This is a genomic window from Musicola paradisiaca NCPPB 2511 (assembly GCF_000400505.1).
GTDB lineage: Bacteria > Pseudomonadota > Gammaproteobacteria > Enterobacterales > Enterobacteriaceae > Musicola > Musicola paradisiaca.
Genome location: NZ_CM001857.1, coordinates 4,217,334 through 4,241,639, shown reverse-complemented (window position 1 = coordinate 4,241,639; position 24,306 = coordinate 4,217,334). Strand labels below are relative to the sequence as shown.

Below are 24,306 nucleotides of genomic sequence, written 5' to 3'. Positions count from 1 at the left end.
ATGTGGTTCCGTACTCTTGTTAATTGGATGTAGACAAGCGTTTTACCGCAGCCTGTAAACCATAGTAATAACCCTCTGACCCCAGGCCGCAGATCACGCCTGTCGCGATGTCGGACAGGTAGGAGTGCTGCCGGAAAGGTTCACGTGCGTGCACGTTGCTCAGATGGATTTCGATAAACGGGATGGCAACAGCCAGTAATGCATCCCGCAGCGCCACACTGGTGTGGGTAAAGGCTGCCGGATTGATCAGAATGAAATCCGTATTCCCTTGGGCCTGATGGATGCGGCCAATCAGCTCATGTTCCGCATTGGATTGCAGATGAGATAACTGCACGTTCATCGCCAGGGCATCCTTTTCCAACTGGCTAACGATCTCCGCTAACATCGTCTTTCCATACTTGTCAGGTTCGCGGGCGCCCAGCAGATTCAGGTTCGGACCATTCAGAAGCAAAATGTGAAACTTATCTGCCATTGTGCTGCTATCTCCCGCGATTAGCCTGGTGGCGCACAACATAACGCGAAGCTAATCGTTTGTCACCCTTTGGCGAGGCAATTTGCCGGTTTTGGACAAGTATGCTTGGGCATTATAGCTATATCGTAGCAATTGGCAGCTAAATACTGGTCTTATCTGCGGAGTTATCAGACCTGTTGCTGACAAAAATTTACGCGGCGCCGGGTAGACAGGCTCGATGATTGGGGGAAATACCGCCTATTTTCGCCATCGCAGCAGCTTTTTGTAACGAAAAGACAGCAACACGGCGGCGGACAATGCATACAGAATCGGTAACGGTGATAGCGATTTTACCGACCAAAGATAGTGAATCGGTGCGAGGATCGCGACCAGATAAATCAGATTGTGCAGTTTTTGCCAGCCTGATCCTAACCGTCGTTGTGATGACTGCGTTGATGTCAGCGTAAGCGCCAGCAAGATCAACCAACTTGTCATTCCCAGCGTTAGATATGGCCGCGAAACAATCTCTTTTCCCAGCAGATTGAGATGATCAACCCCCAGTTCCAGCAGCGCATAGCTGAGCAGATGCAGACAAGCCCAGGCAAAACACCAGAGACCGAGCAGACGCCGGCAGCGAATCAACAGCGGCTGTTTGCCGTAGCGTGCCAGCGGAGTGACAAGTAGCGTGGCCAGCAGCAACTTTAGCGCCATCCTGCCGGTAAAATGCTGTATGTCTTTTGCCGGATCGGCACTGAACGCCCCTTGATTGACGGCGATGAACAGCCACACCAGCGGTAACAGCGCCGCCAGGTGCAACAGTCCCTTCAGGATAACGATATGTCGGTTGTTCAAGCGCATTCAGAAATTTTCCCGCAAATCCATACCGTTATAGAGCGATGCCACCTGATCGGCGTAACCGTTGAACAGTAATGTCGGTTGGCGCTGAACGTTCAGCAATCCACCGGATCCGATAAAGCGCTCGCTGGCTTGCGACCAGCGGGGGTGATCGACGTTCGGGTTCACGTTGGCGTAAAAACCGTATTCGTTGGGGGCGGCGAGATTCCAGGTTGATGGCGGTTGCTCGCGGGTTAAGCGGATATGAACGATAGATTTGATGTTTTTAAAGCCATACTTCCACGGCGTAACCAGCCGGATCGGCGCGCCGTTTTGCGGCGGCAGCGTTTTGCCGTAGACCCCGACGGCCAGCAGCGTCAGGGGATGCAAAGCTTCATCCATACGCAACCCTTCGACGTAGGGGTAATCGAGGCCACCGCCGATAAATCGGTCTTTCTGCCCCGGCATTTGTTCGGGATCGAGCAGGGTCTGGAAGGCGACGTAGCGGGCATTGCTGGTTGGTTCGACGTGTTTAATTAATTGCGACAGCGGAAACCCCACCCAGGGAATGACCATCGACCAGGCTTCGACGCAGCGAAAACGGTAAATCCGCTCCTCCAGCGGGAAGCGTCGGCGAATATCGTCGATATCCAGTGTAATGGGTTTCGCCACTTCGCCGTCGATCTGGATTTTCCAGCCTTCGGTTTTCAGCCCACCCGCGTTGGCGGCCGGGTCGGCCTTGTCGAGACCGAACTCATAAAAATTGTTGTACCCCGTCACCTTATCTTCTGGCGTTAACGGAAGATTCGGATGCCACATTGTGGGCTGTGAAAACGAGAGCGGCTTTCCCGGCGCCGGAGGTGCCGCGCCCTTGAACCAGGAGAGCAAGTCGGCTCTGGCGGCGCCCGGCAAGCTGAGCGTTGCTGCGGTAATGCCCAATGCTTGCAGGATCCGTCGACGTTGATGAAACAGGGACTCTGGCGTGATGTCGGCTTCAGTAGGATTGCGATGTTTGTACATGATGAATTCCCGCCTGGTTATGGATGGAGAGCTACGGGGATTTTCAGTGATGAGCGGTTTTGAACGTGCTGACGTCACCCGACGGCAGCAGACACCGGTTCGTCAGTATGCGATGAAAGCAGAGGGTGAGGAAACGTTCTTTTTTTACCAAGTGTTAACAAGGACAGCCGGTGTGCTGTCCCTGACGAGTCCCTGACGAATAGTGGCGAATTAGCCGGAGATGCGCACCAGTGTGCGGCCGGTTACACGATTTTCCAGTAACGCGGCGGCGGCGACGGGAACCTGTTCCAGTTCGATTTCCTGCGCGACCTGTTCGTAAAATGAAGCTGGCAGCAGCTGCGCCAGGCGTTGCCATGCCCGCTGGCGACGATCCCGCGGCGTCATAACGGAATCGACGCCCTGCAAACGGACATTGCGCAGAATGAACGGCATGACGGTGGTGGGCAGCGCCACGCCGCCGGCCAGCCCACACGCCGCGACGGTAGATCCGTAGTTCATCTGCGCAAGCAGCGTGGCCAGCACCTTATCGCCGACGGTATCAATCGCCCCTGCCCACCGCTGTTTTTCCAGCGGTCGCGCGTTCTGGCTGAAGGCCTGTCTGTCCAGCACGTCGTTGGCGCCAAGGTTGCGTAGGTAGTCGGTGTTGTCCGCGCGTCCGCTGACGGCAACCACTCGGTAGCCCAATGCGTGCAATAACGCGACAGCGGTGCTGCCTACGCCACCGCTGGCGCCGGTAACGAGTATGTCGCCGTCTTCGGGTTTGATTCCGCCGTCTTCCAGCGCCATGACGCACAACATCGCCGTAAACCCGGCGGTTCCGACGATCATCGCCTGACGGGCGCTCAGCCCCGACGGCAGGGAAACCAGCCAATCACTACTGACTCGCGCCTGTTCGGCCAATCCACCCCAGTGATTTTCGCCCACTCCCCAGCCGGTAAGAATAACCTGTTGGCCTTGCTGGAAGTCGCTGCTGTCACTGCTGGCGACGGTTCCCGCGAAGTCGATACCCGGCACCATGGGAAACTGGCGCACAATCTTGCCTGTGCCGGTAATCGCCAGCGCATCTTTGTAGTTGATGCCGGACCATGCCACGTTGACGGTCACATTTCCGGCTGGCAATTGTTCGACATTGATATCGTTCACCGCTGCTGTTGTGACACCCTGCTGTTGTTCAAGAACCAGCGCCCGCATAAACATCCTCCTTTCGGGGGTTAAAAATAGAGGGAAATCATTTAGGGACTATATTTGTAACAGGTAGTATGCGAACTGATAAATCGCAAAGAACAGACAACGCATCAAGCAATATTGTATTTGCTATACGCAGAATTAGGGTTGGGACGCAGGGATGGGGTTTACTGCCAGGATTTCCATGTTGATGACATTACTGACGGCATTAGCCATTACGCTGATGCTGGTCAGCGGTATTTTCAGTGTTGTCAGTTACAGCCAGCAGCGCATGGATAACCAGTTGAAAGGCGTTGCCGCCAGTATTGATCAGGCGTTGTTGGTACAGCCTCCTGGCGCGATACAGTTCTGGCTGCCTGCGGTGATGAAGGCTGCAGGCATTATCGAACTGGATATGCGCGATGAAAACGACAGTATCTATCTGTTGCGCCTGCCGGACGTACAAAACGGCGATAGCGCCCATGCGCTGGTTTACCGTCACGCCACATTACCTTTGATGCATCACACCGACCTGCAGATTCAAGTCACTTATGCCGATCCATTGTTTGGCTCGCCGCGTTATCTGAAATCCGCGTTGTCGGTTCTCTTAGTGATTCTGGTGATGTCGTTGCTGGTGTTTCATGCTGTACGTTGGGTGCGGCGACAAACCGCCGGCCAGGAACAGCTGGAAGCCCGGTCGAAGCGCATTTTGTATGGCGAGCGCGAAAACGTCATGCACGGTTCCGTGCACGAATGGCCCGCCAGTGCCAGCAGCGCCCTGGATCAACTGCTGGCGGATCTGGTAGACGCGCGGGAGGAGCGCAGCCGGGTGGATACATTGATCCGTGCTTTTGCGGCGCAGGATGCAGAAACCGGGCTTAACAACCGGCTGTTTTTCGAAAACCAACTCGCCACCCAACTGGAAGATGCGGAAGATGTGGGTACCCATGGCGTAGTGATGATGATCCGTCTGCCCGATTTCGACACATTGCAGGAAATGCACGGCTATGGCGGCGTGATCGACGAATACCGCAATACGTTGATCAATCTGCTGTCGACCTTTGTTCTGCGTTACCCGTCGGCCTTGCTGGCCCGTTATTACCACAGCGATTTTACCGTGTTGCTGCCGCATCGGACGCTCAAAGAGGCCGACAATATCGCCAGTCAACTGGTCAAGGCCATCGATATCCTGCCTTTTACGCCGATTATCGACCGCGAAGATATCGTACACATCGGTATCTGCGCCTATCGCAGCGGGCAAACCACCGAGCAGGTGATGGACTGTGTAGAGGATGCGACTCGCAATGCGGTGTTGCAGGGCGGCAATGGTTGGTGCGTCTACGACCGCCAGGTGCCGGAGAAGGGCCGCGGCAGCGTCAAGTGGCGCACGTTGCTGGAGCACACGTTATCACGCGGCGGGCCTCGTCTGTATCAGAAACCGGCGATTACCCGCAACGGCGACGTGCATCACCGAGAATTGTTCAGCCGTATCTTTGATGGTTCTCAGGAACTGCTGGAGGCGGAGTATATGCCGCTGGTGCGTCAACTGGGCCTGACGACCAGCTATGATCGGCAATTGATTAACCGCGCCATCGCCCTAACCGGAATCTGGCCGCAGACGGTGCTGGCGTTCTCGATTACGGTCGATTCCCTCTTACAGCGCTCTTTCCTGCGCTGGTTGCGCAACACACTGCTACAGTGCCCGAAAAAGCAGCGCGAACGGCTGTTGTTTGAGTTGGCCGAGGCGGATGTCTGTCAGTACATCAGCCGGTTGCGGCCGATTGTCAGGATGATTACTGGGATGGGGTGTCGGCTGGCGGTGACGCAAGCCGGGCTGACGCTGGTCAGCACTACGTATATCAAATCGTTGCAGGTGGATGTCATCAAACTGCATCCCGGGTTGGTGCGCAGTCTGGATAAGCGCCTGGAAAACCAGCTGTTTATCTCCAGTTTGGTTGAGGCTTGCAAGGGTACGAAAGCACAGGTATTCGCTACCGGAGTCAGAACCCGGGAAGAGTGGCATACACTGCTGGATAAAGGCGTATTCGGTGGGCAGGGCGATCGGTTCGCCGCTTCCGAACCGGTGGGCGAGACGCTGAAAAAATATTCATCGAGAATGTGTGTTTAATATAAAAATCCGATCAAACTAGCGTAGAATATCGCCGCCGTGGACCGCAGAATGTTCCGTGTTGTCGGCCGCCGTTCACGAAAATGTTAGATTTTATGTCTGTTGTTAGTTCGATGTTTCGATGCGCCCGGCCTTCATGTACCTTGTCGCCGGAGAAGATGCCTGACTTCCGGCATTTTGCCATCGAAAGCCGTTGTGCAAACATCATTTATTCTCACCGTAGCAGGTTCTGATCTCGCCTTGTCGCTGCTGCGTGTGGTTGGTAAAGTAAGCGGATTTCATTTTCGCCCCCAGCTTGCAGGATTATCCTTTAGTTATGTTTAAGAAATTTCGTGGCATGTTTTCCAATGACTTGTCCATCGACCTGGGTACAGCCAATACCCTGATTTATGTAAAAGGACAAGGCATCGTACTGAATGAGCCTTCCGTGGTGGCGATTCGCCAGGATCGCGCAGGTTCCCCGAAAAGCGTAGCGGCGGTCGGTCATGAAGCCAAACAGATGTTGGGCCGTACTCCGGGCAATATCGCCGCTATCCGCCCCATGAAAGACGGCGTCATCGCCGACTTTTTCGTTACCGAGAAGATGCTGCAGCACTTCATTAAGCAGGTTCACAGCAACAGCTTTATGCGGCCCAGCCCGCGCGTGCTGGTGTGTGTGCCGGTCGGTGCGACCCAGGTTGAACGCCGCGCTATCCGTGAATCCGCGCAAGGCGCTGGCGCTCGCGAAGTGTTTCTGATCGAAGAGCCTATGGCGGCGGCAATCGGTGCAGGTTTGCCGGTCTCTGAAGCGACGGGTTCTATGGTGGTCGATATCGGCGGCGGTACGACGGAAGTGGCGGTCATCTCGTTGAACGGGGTGGTCTATTCTTCCTCCGTGCGTATCGGCGGCGACCGTTTCGACGAAGCGATTATCAACTATGTTCGTCGTAACTATGGTTCGCTGATCGGCGAAGCCACCGCAGAACGTATCAAGCATGAAATCGGTTCCGCTTATCCGGGCGATGAAGTGCGCGAACTGGAAGTTCGTGGTCGCAACCTGGCTGAAGGGGTTCCCCGTGGTTTCACGCTCAACTCCAACGAAATTCTGGAAGCGTTGCAGGAGCCGTTGACCGGCATCGTCAGCGCGGTGATGGTGGCATTGGAACAGTGCCCGCCGGAACTGGCTTCCGATATTTCCGAGCGTGGCATGGTGCTGACCGGCGGTGGTGCGTTGCTGCGCAACCTCGATCGTCTGCTGATGGAAGAAACCGGTATTCCGGTGGTTGTGGCCGATGATCCGTTGACCTGTGTGGCGCGCGGCGGCGGTAAAGCGTTGGAAATGATCGACATGCATGGCGGCGATTTATTCAGCGAAGAATAATCCAGCCAAAATAAAGAAGGGGGAACCGTATGGATGAAGCGTTCTGTATTCATCCCGCGTGGTAGCCCCCTTTTTGTTATTGTCGAGGAATACGCAATTTTATGAAGCCGATTTTTAGCCGGGGCCCCTCCCTGCAACTGCGCCTTTTTTTCACTGTCATTATCGCAATTGTCATGATCTTTGCTGACAGTCGGCTCGGTACGTTTGTCAAAATCAGAACCTACATGGATACGGCCGTCAGTCCGTTCTATTTTCTGGCCAATGGCCCACGTCAGATACTGGACAATGTGTCCGCCACGTTGACTTCCCGCGAACAGTTGGTACGTGAAAACGCTGCTTTGCGGCAGGAGTTGCTGTTGAAAAACAGCGATCTACAGTTGCTTGGGCAGTTTCGTCAGGAAAACGTGCGTTTAAGAGAATTGCTGGGATCGCCGCTGCGGCAGGAAGAGCAAAAGATGGTAACGCAGGTGTTATCGTCCGGCACCGATCCCTATAGCGATCAGGTGGTGATCGATAAGGGCGCATCCGAGGGCGTGTATGAAGGGCAACCGGTCATCAGCGATAAAGGCGTGGTAGGGCAGGTTATCGCCGTGGGGCAGTTCACCAGCCGGGTGTTGCTGATTTGCGATGTGTCCCATGCTTTGCCTATTCAGGTGTTACGCAACGATATTCGTGTGATCGCCGCCGGGAACGGTTGTACCGAAGACCTGCAACTGGAGCATTTGCCGAACAATACGGACATCCGCGTCGGCGACGTCCTGGTGACTTCCGGTCTGGGAGGCCGTTTTCCGGAAGGGTATCCGGTGGCGGTCGTTTCGTCTGTCAAAGTGGATACCCAGCGCGCCTATACGGTGATTCGCGCGCGTCCGACGGCGGAACTGCAGCGCTTGCGTTATTTATTGCTGATGTGGGGCGTGGACAAAAATTCCCGCGTGGCGCTGCCGACGGACGATGTGCACAAGGTGGCGAACGAACGCCTGATGCAGATGATGCCGCATGTGCTGCCTTCGCCTGATATGGGGCCGCCGGCGCCGTCGGGAACACCGGCTCAGGCGCCGGATTTTGTCGGGCCGCCCGCGCCGCCGGCCAGGAGTGCGCCAGCCGTTCAGGAACGACGTAGCCGTTCATCGCAGAATCCGACGACATCGTCTCAGAATACGCCGGCCCAGGAGTCATCCGCTCGTGCCGCAACGGCGCCGGGAACGCCCGCGCAGAACGCATCGGGTAGAACTATGTCGACACAAAATGCGCCGACACAAAATACGCCGACACAAAATACGCCGTCTGAAAGACGTCAGCCATCGGCGGCAAGCCCGGGCGCCTCATCGTCGGGAGGCAACCGATGAACAGTTATCGTCGGCACGGCCATGGGATCATCTGGTTGTCCTTTCTGGTGGCGATGGTGTTACAGGTCATGCCGTGGCCGGACGCAATCTACCACTATCGCCCGTCCTGGCTGACATTAATCCTGATTTATTGGGTGATGGCGCTGCCGCACCGGGTCAATGTCGGCACCGGGTTTGTCTTGGGGATCATCAATGATCTGATTCTGGGGTCGACGCTTGGCGTGCGTGCGCTGGGGTTGAGCATCATTGCTTATTTAGTGGCGTTCAAATTTCAGATGTTCCGCAATATGGCGCTCTGGCAACAGGCGCTGATCGTGATGGTGTTGTCGCTGATTCTTGATTTGCTGGTGTTCTGGGCCGAATTCCTGGTGAGCAATGTCTCATTACGACCGGAAATTTTCTGGAATAGTGTGGTCGACGGCGTGCTCTGGCCATGGATTTTCCTGCTGATGCGCAAAATTCGTCGTCAGTTCGCGGTGCAATAAGGAGCATTCATGACCGCACTTTACCTGGCTTCCGCCTCTCCCCGCCGCCGCGAATTGCTGGCGCTGCTGGATATTCCTTTCGCGGTGGTGAGTATCGATGTGGCGGAGGCGCGCCAGCCTCAGGAAACGCCGGAGGAGTATGTCACCCGTCTGGCGCAGGATAAGGCGCGGGCTGGCGTTGCCGCCGTGCCTGATGACCTGCCGGTGTTGGGGTCAGACACCATTGTGGTGTTGGATGGTCAGGTGCTGGAAAAACCGCTGGATGCAGCGCATGCCGCCCGGATGTTGCGTGCGTTATCGGGGCGTTGCCATCAGGTGATGACGGCGGTAGCGCTGGCGGATCGCCAAGATATCCGGTGTGAACGTGTCGTGACGGAAGTACAGTTCCGCAGGCTGTCGGATGAAGAGATTGACCGCTATATCGCCGATGGCGAGCCGATGGATAAGGCGGGTGCTTACGGCATTCAGGGGAAGGGCGGTACGTTCGTTAAAACGATTAACGGGAGTTACCATGCGGTGGTAGGTTTACCACTGGTGGAAACGCTTGAGCTATTCAACAGTTTTTCTGCACGGCGTAAATCACGAGGCATCCATGACCGCTGAGTTGTTGGTAAACATTACTCCTTCAGAGACGCGCGTAGCCTATATTGACGGCGGCATTCTGCAGGAAATTCATATTGAGCGCGAAGCCAAACGCGGGATCGTCGGCAATATCTACAAAGGGCGGGTTAGCCGGGTTTTGCCGGGCATGCAGGCTGCATTTGTCGATATCGGTCTGGATAAGGCCGCCTTTCTTCATGCTTCCGACATCATGCCGCATACCGAATGCGTGGCGGGCGATGAACAGAAGAACTTCCATGTGCGCGATATCGCGGAGCTGGTGCGTCAGGGGCAGGATTTGATGGTGCAGGTGGTCAAGGATCCGCTTGGCACCAAGGGCGCCCGCCTGACCACCGACATCACGCTGCCGTCGCGTTACCTGGTGTTCATGCCGGGCGCATCCCATGTCGGGGTTTCCCAGCGCATTGAAAGCGAAGCCGAACGCGAGCGTCTGAAAGCGACGGTCGCGGATTATTGCGACGAGCAGGGCGGTTTTATTATTCGTACCGCCGCCGAAGGGATCGGCGAGGAGGAACTGTCACAGGATGCTGCGTTCCTCAAACGCTTGTGGTCGAAAGTGATGGAGCGCAAAAAGCGCAATCAGACTCGCTGCAAACTGTATGGCGAACTGGCGCTGGCGCAGCGCATACTGCGCGATTTCGCCGGCGCATCTCTGGATCGCATTCGCGTGGACTCGCGGCTGACGTATGAATCCCTGCTGGAATTCACGTCGGAATATATTCCCGAGATGACTGAAAAGCTGGAGCACTACAGCGGCAAGCAGCCCATTTTCGATCTGTATGACGTCGAGAATGAAATCCAGCGTGCGCTGGATCGCAAAGTGGAATTGAAGTCCGGCGGTTATCTGATTATCGATCAGACGGAGGCCATGACCACCATCGATATCAATACCGGTGCGTTTGTCGGTCATCGCAACCTCGATGAAACTATTTTCAATACCAATATCGAAGCAACTCAGGCGATTGCGCGTCAATTGCGGCTGCGTAATCTGGGGGGGATCATCATCATCGACTTCATCGATATGAATAATGATGATCATCGCCGTCGCGTGCTGCATTCGCTGGAACAGGCGCTGAGTAAAGATCGGGTAAAAACCGGTATCAGCGGTTTCTCTCAACTCGGATTAGTGGAGATGACGCGCAAGCGCACACGTGAGAGCATAGAACATGTGTTGTGTAGCGAATGTCCCACCTGTCACGGTCGCGGGTCGGTCAAAACCGTGGAAACCGTCTGCTATGAAATCATGCGTGAAATTGTACGTGTTCACCATGCTTACGACTCCGATCGCTTCCTGGTCTATGCCTCGCCGCTGGTGGGGGACGCGCTGAAAAGCGAAGAATCCCATGCGCTGGCGGAAGTGGAAATCTTTGTGGGCAAACAGGTCAAGGTGCAAATCGAACCCCTGTACAGTCAGGAACAATTTGACGTCGTCATGATGTAATGCGCTGCCGCCGGCGTCTACGTTAAGGGCCGGCGGGTTGGCGCTCCCGATAAGATTTCGCTCGTCGCCAGCGGCGAGCAAGAAGGAGACAGGCGTGAGGCGACTGCCCGGAATATTAGCCGCCGCGGGTGCCATTCTGATTGTGCTGGTCGCTCTGGTCGTGAGCGGCCTGAGAATGGCGCTGCCAACGCTGGATTATTTCCGGCCGCAAGTGGTGGCATGGGTACAGTCCGCTACAGGTCTGTCGGTGGAGCTGGATCGGCTCAGCGGCCGTTGGGAAACCTTCGGTCCGACGCTGGAAATCGAGAACCTGCGTATCCATCATCCGGATGCGGACTGGCGCTCCGAGCGCATCTCGCTGGCGTTGGATGTCTGGCAATCGCTACTGCATGCGCAGTGGAAATTCCGTGATCTCACCTTTTATCGCCTGCAGTTTGATCTGAACACGCCGTTGGATCTACAGCGGCAGAGCGGTCGTACATGGCAGCCCGACCGTATGGGCGATCTTTTTCTGCGCCAGTTTGACCATTTTGACCTGCGTGATAGCCAGGTTACTTTCCAGACGCCGGCGGGAAACCGCGCCGTGCTCAGCATTCCCCAACTCACCTGGTTAAATAGCAAAAACCGCCATCGCGCAGAGGGGCAAATCAGCCTGTCGAGTTTCAATGGCCAGCACGGCGTGGTGCAGGTGCGTATGGATCTGCGCGATGAACAGGGCTGGCTGAACAACGGCACGGTGTATCTTCAGGCCGATAAAATCGACATGAAACCCTGGCTCAGCCGTTGGGTGCGCAATAACACCGGCCTGGAAAGCGCCGATTTCAGCCTGGCGGCCTGGTTGAACGTGCGGGAAGGGGATATTCATGGCGGCGATCTGCTATTACAGGAAGGCAGCGCCAGCTGGCGGGATGGCGCGACGCCGCATCGTCTGGACTATCAACCGCATGACGGTGCATGCCAGCCGTTATCAGAATGGCTGGATGCTGGATATCCCCGCGTTGAATATGGCGACGGACGGCGCGCGCTGGCCAGCGGGCAAGCTTGCCGCCCTGTGGCTGCCAGCGGATACCCAATTGTTGGGGCCGGATCGCGAGCCTGAACTGCGTATTCGCGGCAGTCAGCTGGATCTGGAGCGGGTATCGCCGTTGCTGCCGCTGCTGGCGACGACCACGCCGGCGCTGAAGGCGCGCTGGGATGCGTTGCAGCCTCGCGGGCGCATCACCGCGCTGGCGTTGGATATTCCATTGCAGCGCATGACGCAGACCCGTTTTCTGGTCAATTGGCGGGACGCGGGTTGGAAGAACTGGCAGTCGCTGCCCGGCGGTGAGCACGTTTCCGGTTCCGCCCGCGGCAGCATGGCGCGCGGGCAGATTGCCGTCGATTTACGCCAGAGTACCTTGCCGTATCAGGGGATGTTCCGGGCGCCGCTGGAGATCCGTCAGGCGGGGGGCACGCTGAACTGGAGCGTGAACGAGCAGGGCTGGGATCTGTGGGCGAACGGGCTGGATGTGCAGGCGCGCTCCTTGTGGGTCAACGGCGATTTCCATTACCACCAGCCTGCGCAGGGCGAGCCTCGGCTGGATATCCTGGCGGGGATTCGCCTGCAGGACGCCGCCGATGCCTGGCGTTATTACCCGGAACCGTTCATGGGCAAAGCGTTGGTGGACTACCTCTCTACGGCGCTGAAATCCGGCTATGTCGATAATGCGACACTGGTTTTTGCGGGTAATCCGCATGATTTCCCCTTTGAGCATCAGGAAGGGCAATTTCAGGTATGGGTGCCGTTGGAACGGGCGAACTTTGAATTCGAGCCCGGTTGGCCTGCGCTGGATCCACTGAATATTACCCTGAATTTTATGAATAACGGCCTGTGGATGCAGGCGCCCAGCGTCGGGCTGGGCAATGTGGAAGGGCGCGATATCAACGCCGTGATTGCCGATTACAGCAAAGAGAAGCTGGTGATTGATGGCCAGCTACGCGGCGATGGTAAAGAAGTGAGCGATTACTTTGTTCATACGCCGCTGAAGGGCTCATTGGGCAATGCGCTGTCGCAGGTGCAAATCGGCGGCGAGGTGCTTGGCGATCTGCATCTGGATATTCCGTTGAACGGTGGTCGGGTACGTGCCGGCGGTAATGTTGTTTTGGGCAATAACAGTCTGTATATCAAACCGTTGGATGTCCTGTTGCAATCAGTAGCGGGGCAGTTTCATTACGATAACGGCAATCTGGTCAGCCAAACGCTGAAGGCGCGTTGGCTGGAGCAACCATTAACGTTCACTTTTTCTACCCAGGAACAGGAAAAAGCGTTTCTGGTGAATGTCGGCCTGCTGGGGCGTTGGCAGCCTTCGCAACTACCGGGATTACCGAGCCAAGTTGCGACGGCGCTGAAGGGGAATGCCGGCTGGCAGAGTGCGGTTCAGGTAACGCTGCCTTACCGCGGCATCGCCAGTTACGATGTCAGCGTGCAGGCTGATTTGAAGGAAGTAAGCAGTCACTTACCGTCTCCGTTGAACAAGGCCGAGGGTGAGGCCATGACATTGCAGGCCAACGCCAAAGGCGATGTGCGCAGCTTTGAGTTGTCGGGATCATTGGGTAAGCACCAGCGTTTCAACAGCCGTTGGTTGTTGCGGGACAACACCGTCACGCTGGAGCGGGCCGCCTGGCAGCAGGGCGGCAAAACACCGTCGTTGCCGGATGATTCATCGCTGACATTGACGTTGCCCGCGCTGGACGGCGAACGTTGGCTGGCTTTATTGCCGGGCATGCGCAGCACGCTGGCGCCGCAGGTGGCTTCCAGCCATTTCCGCCTGCCGGATCGCGTGACGCTGAGCTCATCGCAGCTAAAAGTGCTGGGGCAGCAGTGGCATGACGTGGTGCTTACCAGCCGGGCTCAGGATAACGGCAACGACATTTCGGTGGTCGGCCGCGAGCTTGACGGCCGGTTGTTTATTCCACCCAGCGGCGAATGGCGCGGCGACCTGCGTTACCTGTACTACAATCCGCAATGGCAGGGCGATGATGCCACCAACCCGGTCGCATTGGCTGAGAAGAAATCGCCGCTGAACGATCCCAGCATTCGTTTCGAAGACCTGCCTGCGCTGCGGTTCAGCTGTGCGGAGTGTTGGGTGATGGGGCTGAACGTCGGGAAAGTGAAAGGAAGCCTGCTGCCGGAGAAAAACCGGCTGTTGCTGAGTGGCGGCGTGGTGGACAGCGGCAAAGCGAAACTGACGCTGGAAGGCAGTTGGCAGGAGAATGGCGAAGGTACCCGAACCGCGCTCAAGGGACGGTTGTCCGGGGATAGCCTGACGAAGAATTCCGAATGGCTGGGCGTGGGCAGCCCGCTGCGGGCCGGCGCTTTTACCATCGATTATGATCTGTACTGGCACGGTTCTCCCTGGGCGCCGGATATTCCCAGCCTGAGCGGTATTCTGAAAACCGATATCGGCAAGGGTGAAATCGTCAACGTCGGTGCCGGACAAGCGGGGCAATTGTTGCGGCTGATCAGCTTCGATGCGCTGCTGCGTAAGATGCAGTTCGATTTCAGCGATACGTTTGGCAAAGGGTTCTATTTTGATTCTGTTCGCAGTACCGCCTGGATCAAAGACGGCATACTACATACCGACAACCTGCTGGTGGACGGCCTTGAGGCGGATATCGCCATGAAGGGAGACATCGATCTGGTGAAACGTCAGATCACCATGGACGCGGTGGTGGCGCCGGAAATTTCTGCGACGGTCGGTGTGGCGACGGCGTTTGTGGTGAATCCAGTGGTGGGGGCTGCCGTGTTTGCCGCCAGCAAGGTGTTGGCTCCGTTATGGAACAAAATTTCCCTGATCCGCTACCAGATTTCCGGTAGTGTGGATCAACCCAAAATTCAGGAAGTGGTGCGGGAAGCGCAGAAAGCGAAGAGCGCGGAAGCGGCGAAATAATCGCGCTGCCCGTTATCCGATCACAGTGACAAGAAGAGTGGCGAGCTATGAGTCTGACGTTTGTCAGTGAGCAATTACTTACATCAAATAAGCTGGGCCATCAGGATCTCCAGGCCATCCTTGAAACCTTAAGCGAACGCCGTATCGATTACGCCGATCTCTACTTCCAGTCGAGCTACCACGAGTCGTGGGTGCTGGAAGATCGCATCATCAAGGACGGTTCCTGGCATATCGATCAGGGGGTGGGGATCCGTGCCGTCAGCGGCGAGAAAACCGGGTTTGCGTATGCGGATCAAATCTCCCTCGAAGCATTGCGGCAGAGCGCCCTGGCGGCGCGCAGCATTGTGCGCGAGCAGGGTGACGGACGAATCAAAACCTTGGGGGAAGTTGCCCATCGCGGCCTGTATCCGGCGCTCAATCCGTTGGATAGCCTGACGCGCGAAGATAAGATCGCGTTGTTGCAACGGGTGGATGCGACTGCGCGCGCTGCGGATGCTCGGGTGCAGGAAGTGACTGCCAGCCTGACCGGCGTGTATGAACTGGTGCTGGTGGCCGCCACCGACGGTACGCTGGCGGCGGATGTTCGCCCGCTGGTGCGGTTGTCGGTCAGCGTGTTGGTGGAACAGGATGGCCGTCGCGAACGCGGCTCCAGCGGCGGCGGCGCTCGTACCGGTTACGACTTTTTCTGGCAGTTGTCGGAAGGGGAAGCGCGGGCGGATGCCTGGGCCAAAGAAGCGGTGCGTATGGCGCTGGTCAATCTCTCCGCCGTCGCCGCGCCGGCTGGCACTATGCCGGTGGTTTTGGGCGCCGGCTGGCCCGGTGTGCTGTTGCATGAAGCGGTGGGGCACGGCCTGGAGGGCGATTTCAACCGTCGCGGCACGTCGGTGTTCAGCGGCCAGCTCGGCCAACAGGTCGCTTCCGAACGGTGCACCGTGGTGGATGACGGCACGCTGGCGGATCGGCGTGGTTCCCTGGCGATGGATGACGAAGGCGTCCCTGGGCAGTACAACGTGCTGATCGAAAACGGCATTCTTAAAGGGTATATGCAGGATAAGTTGAACGCCCGGCTGATGGGCGTGGCGCCGACCGGTAACGGCCGACGCGAGTCTTACGCCCATCTGCCGATGCCGCGGATGACCAACACGTATATGCTGGCGGGTAAATCGACGCCGGAAGAGATTATCGCCAGCGTGGAATACGGGTTGTATGCGCCGAACTTCGGCGGCGGCCAGGTGGATATCACCTCCGGCAAGTTCGTCTTTTCTACTTCGGAAGCCTATCTGATTGAAAACGGCCGGGTCACGACGCCGGTCAAAGGGGCGACGCTGATCGGCTCTGGCATTGAAGCCATGCAGCAGATTTCCATGGTCGGCAATGATCTGGCGCTCGACAAAGGCGTGGGCGTGTGCGGCAAAGAAGGCCAGAGCGTGCCGGTTGGCGTGGGCCAGCCAACGCTGAAGCTGGACAGCTTGACGGTCGGCGGCACCGCCTGAGTGATTCAGCGTTATTTGTTCTGTTCAGGCCGCGGATGCGGCCTGATTTATTTCTGCGGCGCGTCATCCGGCGCAGCGTCCTGCCGGTAGCCTTGGTAAATCAGCGCTACCTTGCGGAAATATTCGGTCAGGTAGTCGATGCAGATTTGCACTTTCAGCGGCAGATTGTCCCGGCGGGTGTAGAGCGCGTATACCGGGCGAGGATCGGAGTGATACCGGGGAAACAGGATTTCCATGTCGCCGCGTCGGATATCTTCCAGCACCCACATCAGCGGGACATACGCGATCCCCGCCCCGCCTTGCAGCCAGCGGATCAGGGTTTGCGGATCATTGGTGACGAAACGCCCCTGCGGAGTGATCCGGGTGGTGATACCTTCCGGTGCGATCAGTTCGAATTCGCTATCCGGGCGCACGCTGTATTCCAGCCAGGACAGGTTTCCTATGTCGGATGGTTTTTCCGGCGTGCCGTGCACTGCGAGATAACGTTTAGTGGCGCATACCACCATCGGCATGGAGCCTAGCCGGGTGGAAAACAGGCTGGAATCCTGTAGCGCGCCGACCCGGATGACAATGTCCAGCCCATCGGCGATCAGATCAGGCGCCGGGATACCACACACCAGATTGACTGAGAGCCCGGGATATTGTCTTAGGAGATCGGTGGTCATGACGGAAAGGACGTTTTGCGCCATGGTGGAGGAGCTGCCGATGCGTAGTGTACCGATCAGCGTATTGTTGAAAGCGTATAGCTGCTCGTGGACTTCGTTGGCTTCGTGCAGCATGCGACGACAGCCGTAGTAATAAATCTTCCCCGCCTCGGTCAAACCGATGCTGCGTGTGCTGCGGTTGAGCAGTTTTACCTGCAACTCGTCTTCCAGCCGAGTAATGGTCTGGCTGACGGCGGAAACACTCATTCCCAATTGTCGTGCTGTGGCGGTAAAGGTTCCGAACTCCACCACTTTGGCGAACACGGACATGCTCTTTAGTCGTTCCATTATTAACTCTGGCTTAAAAGTGATTTAGATCACAGTGCGTAGATAACATCATAATAAAGCACCATAATATAGGCGCTTTAACCGGGGTGGTGCGCTATTACAGCCGAACTTCCCCGTTGTTATTGTATTTTTAGACTAAAAAACGCTGATTTAACATCGCGCTTCTCAACCATTAAATCAACGCCTGCAATCGCTATTGTTCAGTCAAGACGCGCATCACACAGAATGGGTACCGAACGTTGTTCCCGCTCAGTCTGCATGGTTTGTCAGCTTGATGTGTCCTCCCTCTGTCGGTAGCCATACCGATGGCGGCGATGTTCTGCCTTTGTCCCCTGGCGGCGCGCGATCGGCGGCGTGGTGTTATCCACGCGCTGATTCACGCTGCTGCTGAACAGATAGCCGGTCAGGTAAGGAAAAAGAGGATGCATTCACTCCCGGTCATGGTGCTGTTCGGCCTGTCATTCCCGCCGATCTTTTTTGTGCTGCTGGTGTCGCTGACGCTGTTCTTCATCTGCATTCGCCTGCTGCATTCCTCCGGTATCTACGAATGGGTTTGGCACCCGGCACTGTTCAATACCTCGCTGTTCTGTTGCCTGTTTTACCTGCTGTTTCACCTGGGAGTGTAAGTGCCATGAGAGCCTCTGTTTTAAACATCATCACAAAAAAACTGAGCCGTGTTGCGATGACGCTCATTGTGGTGGCGGCGGCCGCTGTGGCGTTGGTCAAAGTCTGGTCGTTCTATACCGAATCCCCCTGGACTCGTGACGCTAAATTTACCGCCGACGTGGTGGCGATTGCGCCGGACGTCAGCGGGTTGTTGACGTCGGTGCGTGTGCAGGATAACCAACCGGTACAACAGGGCGACGTGCTGTTTGTCGTCGATCAACCGCGCTACCAGCAGGCGCTGGAAGAGGCGCAGGCGGATGTCTCCTACTATCAGGCGCTGGCGGAAGAGAAAAAACGCGAATCGACCCGGCGTTTACGGTTGGGCGTACAGGTGATGTCGCGCGAAGAGATCGAACAGTCCGGCAATGCGCTGCAAACCACCCAACATCAGTTGGCCAAAGCCCAGGCGCAACTGGCGCTGGCTAAACTGGATTTGGAACGCACCGTGGTGCGGGCGCCGGCGGATGGCTGGATTACCAACCTGAATGTACACTCCGGCGAATTCATCACCCGTGGTACGACAGCGGTGGCGCTGGTGAAAAAGGATTCCTTCTACCTGCTGGCTTATATGGAAGAGACCAAACTGGCCGGGATCCGGCCCGGCAGCCAGGTGGAAATTACGCCGCTCGGCAGCAACCAGATTCTGCGCGGTACGGTGGACAGCATCTCCGCCGGGATCGCCAATAGCAGCAGCACGGTGGGCAGCAAAGGGCTGGCGACGGTCGATGCCAGTCTGGAATGGGTGCGTCTGGCGCAGCGGGTACCGGTAAAAATCCGTCTGACGCAGCAGTGGGGTGATCGTTACCCGGCGGGAACCACCGCCACCGTTCTGGTGACGGGCGAGCAGACGCCAGAGGTGCAATCGGCGTCGCCATTGCTGCAACTGCTGCATCGGCTGCGCGAGTTCGGTTAACCGGAGCGGTACGATGAACAGTTCCGTTTTCCCCCGGCTGCGTTTTGCCTGCAAGCTGAGTCTGGCCGTGGTGCTGTCGTTGGTGCTGGGGTTCTGGTTTGAAATGGAAACGCCACGCTGGGCGGCGCTGACTGCCGCTATCGTGGCCGCCGGGCCTGCGTTCGTCGCGGGGGGCGATCCGTTTTCCGGCGCAATCCGCCATCGCGGCCTGCTACGTATTCTCGGCACCTTCATCGGTTGTTTTGGCGCGTTAGTGATCATCATGACGACGGTGCGGGCGCCGGTGGTCATGCTGATGCTGTGTTGCCTGTGGGCCGGGGTGTGCGTGTGGATCTCGTCGCTGGTGAAAACGGAAAACTCGTATGTGTTTGCACTGGCGGGGTATACCGCGCTGATCATCATCATCACCAGCCAGAGTTCGCCGCGTGCTATTCCACAATTCGCTATTGAGCGTTGCAGCGAGATTATTTTGGGGATCGTCTGCGTCATTCTGGCGGATTTGGTGTTCTCTCCCCGTTCGGTTAAACAGGATGTCGATCGCGCCATCGACGATCTGCTGTTGGGACAGTACCAGCTACTGCAACGCTGTGTGGGCCGTGCGGCCACAGACGATGTCGATAGCTGCTGGCATGGGCTGTTGCGGAAAACGCAGGCCATCGGCGGCATGCGCAATATTCTGCTGATGGAGTCGTCGCACTGGCAGCCGGCCTGGCGGCGGATGAAGACCCTGCTAAGCCAGTCCTGGATGATGATGACCCTGGCTGGTGAAATCGGGTTGATGCGACGGGACGGCGACTGTGTAGTGAAGGGCGGTCTGCTGATGCTGCTGGAACAACCGGTGACGACGCCGGGTGATCTGCGCCGTCAATTGCGACAGTTGCGCCATCTGGCGGCCAGCCATAGCAGTCGCTTGCCTGCGCCGCTGGTGGGGTGGCTGGCGGCGTCTTCCCGCTATCAGCTGTTGGCGGCCGGCATCAGAACCAATGCGCGCATTAGCCAGCGGGAAACCGAGATACTGGAAGCGGAAACGCCGGTGCGCGCCAGCTCGGCGGAAACCCATCATGCGTTGATCAACGGCCTGCGTACCGGCGTGGCTACCGCCGTCGGCTGCCTGTTTTGGCTGCTGACCGGCTGGACATCCGGCAGCGTGTGTATGGTGATGTTGGGCGTAGTGACCGCACTGGTGATGCGTTTACCCAATCCGCTGATGGCCGCCAAGGATTTCCTGATCGGTACGCTGATAGCGTTACCGCTGGGGGCGGTGATGTTCATGCTGGTGTTGCCCGCCACTCAGCAAAGCCTGTTGTTGCTGGGGCTCTGTATCGGCGTAATGACGTTCGTCATCGGCATCGAAATCCAGAAGCGGCGGTTAGGGTCGTTGGGCGCGCTGGCGAGCACCATCAATATTTTGGTACTGGATAACCCAATGACGTTTAATCTGTCGCAATTTCTGGATAACGCCATCGGGCAGATTATCGGCTGCGTGCTGGCGCTGGCGGTGATTATGCTGATACGGGACAACAGCCGTGCTCGTACCGGCCGCACGCTGCTCAACCGGTTAGTACACGGCGCCATCGACGGGTTGTCGACTCGTCCGGCGCGGTGCAGGGAAAACCATCTGCCCGCGCTTTATCAGCATCTGTTTTTGTTGATCAATCTGTTTCCGGGGGACATGGCGAAGTATCGGCTGGCACTGTCGCTGATTATTGTGCACCAGCGTTTGCGTCAGCTTGATATTCCGCTTAGCGATACGCTGGCGGAATGCCATCGCCAGATGCGCGCCACGGCGGCGCGGGTCGCGGGTGCCGCTGGGGATACGCAGCGCAGCCGTTATTTTTCGCAGTTGCTGACGCAAATGGAGGAGTACCGGCAACATCTGGGGGAACATCAGGTGGCGGACGATATCGTCGCCGCCGTTGCCCGGTTGACGGCGCTGTTGCAGCGCCACCAGCATGCACTGTGCGATTAGCGGCGTTTACAGCGGATGGTAGCCCTGCCACAGCGGGGCTTCAGGTTTTCCCATCGGATTCGGCGTCAGGTGGAGATGCCAGCGCTCCAACAGCGTGAGCGGCAGACAGTCATCTACATCATGCAGATTGTCCTTGTGCTGTTTGAACATCCGCGGCAAGAGTATCGCTTTGGCGCGCTGTTTGGCTTCGTCGGCATTTTCGGCGACAAACAGCCCGAACTGATGAATCTCCGCCGGGTTTTCCGGCAGGTAGCCGCCTACGTTGACGAACCACAATTTCTCCCGGCCGTGAAATGGTTGGCGGCTGAGCGTGATATCGTAGCCATCGGCCCAGGTTATCGGGGTATAGCTGTCGACATGAACCTGATTCTTGTCGCCGAACCAGCCGGCTTTTAGCGCGGGGAACCCTTCTTCCGGCGTTTCTGCGGCAACGAACTGGACATCGTGCAGTTCAATGTTGGCGCCTTTGGCACCGCCGCCAAGATAGTACATAAATAGCGTTGTCATGCGATAATTACTCCTCGGAAGAGATGGCTATTTCTTTTTTATATAACGAAGGCATTCACCTTAACCTGTTGTATGACAGATTGATATCAACGGAATACACCATAATGACTTTGCATCTTTGGTTGGTTTACATCGGGGTGATCGCGGCGCTGATTGCCGTACCGGGGCCTTCCGCCCTGCTGAGTATGACGCACGGTTTACGCTATGGCCGCCGTCGCGCATTGGCTACCGTGTTAGGCGGCGCCAGCGCGTCGCTGATCCTGATGAGTGCTTCTGCGCTGGGGCTCGGCGCGATCCTTGCCGCATCGGCGACGGCATTTCTGGTGTTGAAAGTGGTGGGCGCTGCTTATCTGGTCTGGTTGGGGATTGCCGCCTGGCGTTCCCGGGCAGAAACGCCGGTATCGTCCGTCGAGACGATGGACGAGGCTCCAGGGCTTGGGATGCTGTATCGCCGTGGCTTTATGGTTGGGATCAGCAATCCCAAGGATATTCTGTTTTTCGCCGCGCTGTTTCCTAACTTTATTGAGACCGGCGCGCCGCAGGCCATACAGTTTGCCATTCTGGCTGTAACCTGGGTGGTCATTGATGTGAGTACGATGTTCACCTATGCCTGCATGGGCAAACGCATTTCCAGTCTATTCGCCAGCCCGCGGCGTTTACGTCTGTTCAACCGTGCGACCGGCACGCTGTTTATCTTCGCCGGCTCGGCATTGGTGGCGTCCACCAAATGAACGTTGGCCGCACTCTTCAATGCGGCCAACATTTATGTCATGCGGCGACGTTCATACGTCTTGCGGCACAGGTCGCGCCGGTTTTTTTATTCTTCCGTTTCCGCCAGTTCGCGCAGGTATTGAAAAATCTGCCGGGCCGATTTGAGCGGCTTGTTGGCCGCTTGCTCTTTTTGCGCATTACGCACCAGCGAACGTAGCTGTTGGCGATCCGCTTGCGGATAAAGCGCCAGTACGTCCGGGATGGCGTCATCACCCTGTTCCAACAGCCGATCGCGCATGTGCTCCAGCTTGTGGAACAGCGAGACTTGTTGATTGTGACGGTTGCGCAGTTTATCCAGCGCGGTCTGAATCGGCTCCGGATCGCGGGCACGCAGCATCTTTCCAATCAGTTGTAGCTGGCGGCGGCGGCCTTCTTTCTTGATACGTTGCGCCAGCTCGATGGCGGCTCGCAGGTCTTCATCCAGCGGAATGCGCTCCAGCGCGTTTTTGCCCAACTCGACCAGCTCGGCACCGAGCGCTTTCAGGGCTTCGGCATCGCGTTTAATCTCGCTTTTGCTGACCCAGATAATTTCTTCGTCTTCATCTTTCTGGCTGCTGTCCGGAATCTCGTCCTGCCAGTCTTCGGGATGTTTGTTCATGCGTGACTCCGTAAAAAACGCCGGGAGCGCGTTTTAATGCCGCTCGTGACGGCCTGTTGCGGGACGGGCAGGAATACCCGTCGTAAAAAAGAGGCTGATCCTATCAGGTTCTGGGCTTTCTGCGAAATTGTCTGCGGATCCTGTTAGACTCAAGGACATTATGCTACCTCTTTTCAGGCGGCGGTAGGGTGACGGCACGCGCGTAGCCGGGGTTCGTCCACCCTGTGTTATCTGAATGTTTTCTTACTCATGATGGAAAGTCGATGACAATAATCACTCAGGTTGCAGAACAGCGCAAAGCGCTGGAGCAGGCGGTGGCTCAGGCACTGGAGCTGGCCAGCGCCGGTTCCGATGCGGCGGAAGTCGCTGTGACGAGAACAACGGGCATTAGCGTCAGTTCCCGCTATGGGGAAGTTGAAAACGTCGAATTCAACAGTGATGGTGCGCTGGGTATCACCGTTTACTATCAGCAGCGTAAAGGCAGTGCGTCTTCCACGGATATCAGCCCGGACGCTATTGCTCGTACCGTGCGGGCGGCGCTGGATATCGCCCGTTATACCTCGGAAGATCCGTTTGCCGGCCCGGCGGATAAAGAACTGCTGGCTTTTGACGCGCCGGATTTGGATCTGTTCCACCCGGCGGAGCTGGATGCCGACAGAGGCATTGAACTGGCGGCCCGGGCTGAACAGGCGGCGTTGAAAGCGGATAAGCGCATCACCAATACCGAAGGCGGTAGTTTCAACAGCCACTATGGCATCAAGGTGTTCGGCAACAGTCATGGCATGCTGCAAAGCTACTGTTCCAGCCGCCATTCTATGTCCGCCAGCGTGATTGCGGAGCAGGATGGCGACATGGAGCGCGATTACGCCTATACGATTGGCCGGGCAATCGGCGATCTCGAATCGCCGGAATGGGTGGGCGAAGAGTGCGCGCGCCGCACGCTGGCTCGTCTGGCGCCGCGCAAGCTGGCTACGATGGAGGCGCCGGTCATGTTTGCCGCCGAAGTGGCGACCGGATTGTTCGGCCATCTGGTCGGCGCCATCAGCGGCAGCAGCGTATACCGCAAATCCACCTTTCTGCTGGATAGCTTGGGACAGCAGATTTTGCCGGAATGGCTGACAATTCAGGAGCTGCCGCATTTGCGTAAAGGGTTGGCCTCCACGCCGTTCGACAGCGAAGGGGTACGTACCGAGACGCGCGACATCGTGCGGGACGGCGTATTGCAGACCTGGTTGTTGACCAGCTATGCCGGGCGGAAGCTGGGTATGAAGAGCACCGGTCACGCGGGCGGCATTCACAACTGGCGGATCGCCGGGCGTGGGCTGAATGTCGACGGCATGTTGAAAGAGATGGGTACCGGATTGCTGGTGACTGGACTGATGGGGCAGGGCGTCAGCATGGTGACTGGCGATTATTCGCGCGGTGCGGCGGGGTTCTGGGTGGAAAACGGTGAAATCCAGTATCCGGTTAGTGAGATCACGATTGCCGGCAATCTCAAGGATATGCTGCATAATATCGCGACTATCGGCGATGACATCGAGACGCGCAGTAATATTCAGTGTGGATCGGTATTGCTGCCATCGATGAAGATTGCCGGGGTTTAAGGGCATTTTTACCG

General features: G+C 57.2%; 20 protein-coding genes and 1 pseudogene. 13 read left to right on the top strand and 8 right to left on the bottom strand.

Annotated elements, in window-relative coordinates:
• Window positions 1–19: 19 nt before the first annotated feature.
• From aroQ to acuI, 4 genes are all read right to left on the bottom strand, one after another.
• A complete protein-coding gene (aroQ, locus tag DPA2511_RS18925; RefSeq protein ID WP_015855336.1) occupies window positions 20–472 on the bottom strand; it encodes a type II 3-dehydroquinate dehydratase in 453 nt (150 codons plus the stop codon).
• 237 nt (window positions 473–709) lie between these two features.
• Complete coding sequence (gene msrQ, locus DPA2511_RS18920; protein ID WP_015855335.1) at window positions 710–1,309, bottom strand: protein-methionine-sulfoxide reductase heme-binding subunit MsrQ; 600 nt, start codon at window positions 1,307–1,309, stop codon at window positions 710–712.
• Complete coding sequence (msrP, locus tag DPA2511_RS18915) at window positions 1,310–2,305, bottom strand: protein-methionine-sulfoxide reductase catalytic subunit MsrP (RefSeq protein WP_015855334.1); 996 nt, start codon at window positions 2,303–2,305, stop codon at window positions 1,310–1,312.
• 210 nt (window positions 2,306–2,515) lie between these two features.
• Window positions 2,516–3,496: an acrylyl-CoA reductase (NADPH) gene (acuI, locus tag DPA2511_RS18905; protein WP_015855333.1), complete on the bottom strand. Its 981-nt coding sequence runs from the start codon at window positions 3,494–3,496 to the stop codon at window positions 2,516–2,518.
• A gap of 154 nt (window positions 3,497–3,650) precedes the next feature.
• Here acuI and csrD point away from each other — a divergent pair, with 154 nt between their 5' ends.
• The 8 genes and pseudogenes from csrD (at window position 3,651) to tldD (ending at window position 16,272) form a co-directional block, all read left to right on the top strand.
• The gene (csrD, locus tag DPA2511_RS18900; protein ID WP_023638510.1) at window positions 3,651–5,597 is read left to right on the top strand and encodes an RNase E specificity factor CsrD; all 1,947 of its coding nucleotides are present in this window, start codon (window positions 3,651–3,653) and stop codon (window positions 5,595–5,597) included.
• A gap of 316 nt (window positions 5,598–5,913) precedes the next feature.
• Window positions 5,914–6,957 (top strand): rod shape-determining protein MreB, encoded by a 1,044-nt coding sequence (gene mreB / locus DPA2511_RS18895; protein ID WP_015855331.1) that lies wholly within the window; start codon window positions 5,914–5,916, stop codon window positions 6,955–6,957.
• A gap of 101 nt (window positions 6,958–7,058) precedes the next feature.
• Window positions 7,059–8,303: a rod shape-determining protein MreC gene (gene mreC / locus DPA2511_RS22135; protein WP_015855330.1), complete on the top strand. Its 1,245-nt coding sequence runs from the start codon at window positions 7,059–7,061 to the stop codon at window positions 8,301–8,303.
• The gene (gene mreD / locus DPA2511_RS18885; protein WP_015855329.1) at window positions 8,300–8,788 is read left to right on the top strand and encodes a rod shape-determining protein MreD; all 489 of its coding nucleotides are present in this window, start codon (window positions 8,300–8,302) and stop codon (window positions 8,786–8,788) included. The genes mreC and mreD overlap by 4 nt, the downstream gene beginning before the upstream one ends.
• A 9-nt stretch (window positions 8,789–8,797) precedes the next feature.
• Window positions 8,798–9,391, top strand: coding sequence for a Maf family protein (locus DPA2511_RS18880; protein ID WP_015855328.1), 594 nt, complete (start codon window positions 8,798–8,800; stop codon window positions 9,389–9,391).
• The gene (gene rng / locus DPA2511_RS18875) at window positions 9,381–10,850 is read left to right on the top strand and encodes a ribonuclease G (protein WP_015855327.1); all 1,470 of its coding nucleotides are present in this window, start codon (window positions 9,381–9,383) and stop codon (window positions 10,848–10,850) included. The genes DPA2511_RS18880 and rng overlap by 11 nt, the downstream gene beginning before the upstream one ends.
• A gap of 94 nt (window positions 10,851–10,944) precedes the next feature.
• Window positions 10,945–14,779: pseudogene (gene yhdP / locus DPA2511_RS22130) on the top strand (AsmA2 domain-containing protein YhdP).
• 47 nt (window positions 14,780–14,826) lie between these two features.
• Window positions 14,827–16,272 (top strand): metalloprotease TldD, encoded by a 1,446-nt coding sequence (gene tldD, locus DPA2511_RS18865; protein ID WP_015855325.1) that lies wholly within the window; start codon window positions 14,827–14,829, stop codon window positions 16,270–16,272.
• Between the two features lie 47 nt (window positions 16,273–16,319).
• On the opposite strand, the gene aaeR is transcribed toward tldD, so the two are convergent.
• Window positions 16,320–17,264 carry an HTH-type transcriptional activator AaeR gene (gene aaeR, locus DPA2511_RS18860; protein WP_015855324.1) on the bottom strand — a complete coding sequence of 315 codons (945 nt, stop codon included), beginning with the start codon at window positions 17,262–17,264 and terminating at the stop codon, window positions 16,320–16,322.
• Between the two features lie 266 nt (window positions 17,265–17,530).
• Window positions 17,531–17,692, bottom strand: a complete 162-nt coding sequence (locus tag DPA2511_RS23590; RefSeq protein ID WP_023638509.1) for a hypothetical protein — start codon at window positions 17,690–17,692, stop codon at window positions 17,531–17,533.
• On the opposite strand from DPA2511_RS23590, the gene aaeX reads away from it, so the two are divergent.
• The 3 genes from aaeX to aaeB are packed head-to-tail and all read left to right on the top strand — an operon-like array spanning window position 17,687 to window position 20,812.
• Window positions 17,687–17,890 carry a p-hydroxybenzoic acid efflux pump operon protein AaeX gene (gene aaeX, locus DPA2511_RS18850; RefSeq protein ID WP_015855323.1) on the top strand — a complete coding sequence of 68 codons (204 nt, stop codon included), beginning with the start codon at window positions 17,687–17,689 and terminating at the stop codon, window positions 17,888–17,890. The genes DPA2511_RS23590 and aaeX overlap by 6 nt on opposite strands.
• A gap of 5 nt (window positions 17,891–17,895) precedes the next feature.
• On the top strand, window positions 17,896–18,843 hold the full coding sequence (gene aaeA, locus DPA2511_RS18845) for a p-hydroxybenzoic acid efflux pump subunit AaeA (protein ID WP_015855322.1): 948 nt from the start codon (window positions 17,896–17,898) through the stop codon (window positions 18,841–18,843).
• Between the two features lie 13 nt (window positions 18,844–18,856).
• Window positions 18,857–20,812 (top strand): p-hydroxybenzoic acid efflux pump subunit AaeB, encoded by a 1,956-nt coding sequence (gene aaeB / locus DPA2511_RS18840; RefSeq protein ID WP_015855321.1) that lies wholly within the window; start codon window positions 18,857–18,859, stop codon window positions 20,810–20,812.
• Window positions 20,813–20,818: 6 nt separating this feature from the next.
• Here the strand turns inward: aaeB and DPA2511_RS18835 are convergent, their stop codons facing one another.
• Window positions 20,819–21,319 (bottom strand): DUF1543 domain-containing protein, encoded by a 501-nt coding sequence (locus DPA2511_RS18835; RefSeq protein ID WP_015855320.1) that lies wholly within the window; start codon window positions 21,317–21,319, stop codon window positions 20,819–20,821.
• A 104-nt stretch (window positions 21,320–21,423) separates the two neighbouring features.
• Here DPA2511_RS18835 and DPA2511_RS18830 point away from each other — a divergent pair, with 104 nt between their 5' ends.
• Window positions 21,424–22,050 (top strand): LysE family translocator, encoded by a 627-nt coding sequence (locus DPA2511_RS18830; protein ID WP_015855319.1) that lies wholly within the window; start codon window positions 21,424–21,426, stop codon window positions 22,048–22,050.
• Between the two features lie 86 nt (window positions 22,051–22,136).
• On the opposite strand, the gene yjgA is transcribed toward DPA2511_RS18830, so the two are convergent.
• Window positions 22,137–22,688 (bottom strand): ribosome biogenesis factor YjgA, encoded by a 552-nt coding sequence (gene yjgA / locus DPA2511_RS18825; protein WP_015855318.1) that lies wholly within the window; start codon window positions 22,686–22,688, stop codon window positions 22,137–22,139.
• A 263-nt stretch (window positions 22,689–22,951) separates the two neighbouring features.
• On the opposite strand from yjgA, the gene pmbA reads away from it, so the two are divergent.
• Window positions 22,952–24,292, top strand: a complete 1,341-nt coding sequence (gene pmbA, locus DPA2511_RS18820; protein WP_015855317.1) for a metalloprotease PmbA — start codon at window positions 22,952–22,954, stop codon at window positions 24,290–24,292.
• Window positions 24,293–24,306 lie beyond the last annotated feature (14 nt).